This window comes from Rhizobium sp. SEMIA 4085 (assembly GCF_013004495.1).
GTDB classification, from domain to species: Bacteria; Pseudomonadota; Alphaproteobacteria; order Rhizobiales; family Rhizobiaceae; genus Rhizobium; species Rhizobium gallicum.
The window spans coordinates 1-581 of record NZ_JABEPH010000713.1 but is presented as its reverse complement, the minus strand read 5'-3'; the positions used below and the strand labels follow the sequence as shown (position 1 = coordinate 581).

1 protein-coding gene and 1 pseudogene are annotated in these 581 nt (G+C 60.8%); both read left to right on the top strand.

Features of this window, described 5'->3' with window-relative positions:
- Window positions 1-174: pseudogene (locus tag C9413_RS34110) on the top strand (acyl-CoA thioesterase); the annotation flags it as partial.
- A 25-nt stretch (window positions 175-199) separates the two neighbouring features.
- On the top strand, window positions 200-581 hold a 382-nt coding region (locus C9413_RS32570), incomplete at its 3' end, for an aldehyde dehydrogenase family protein (protein ID WP_170251655.1).

The window sequence follows — 581 nt, the reverse complement described above, 5'->3', positions numbered from 1 at the left end:
AGGTTAGGCAGTTCGTCGGTTCGCTACGAGATCGGCCTGTTCCGTAACGATGAAGACGTGGCCGCAGCCGAAGGTTTTTTCATCCATGTCAACGTCGACCGCCTGTCGCGCCGACCGGTTCCGTTCGGTGACAAGGCCAGGGAGCTGCTTGAGCCGCTTCTGGTCGAAGCATGACTTTTGTTCAAACAAGGATAACCCCATGGCAGTTCCCACTCTCAAGGATCCATCGCTGCTGCGCAGCCAGTGCTTCATCGGCGGAGAATGGCACGACGCCGACGACGGCAGGGTGATCGATGTCACGAATCCCGCTGACGGTTCCGTCGTTGCAAGCGTTCCCCGAATGGGGGCCGGTGAAACCCAACGCGCCATCGAGAGTGCCGAACAAGCGCAGTCCGGATGGAGGGCGCTTTCCGGAAAGCAACGCGCTGCCGTCCTGCGGAAATGGTTCGAGCTTCTGATCGAGAACCAGGACGACCTTGCCGCCATCATGACGGCCGAGCAGGGCAAGCCGCTTCCTGAGGCCCGGGGCGAGATCGCCTATGCGGCATCCTACATCGAATGGTTTGGCGAAGGGGCCAAGG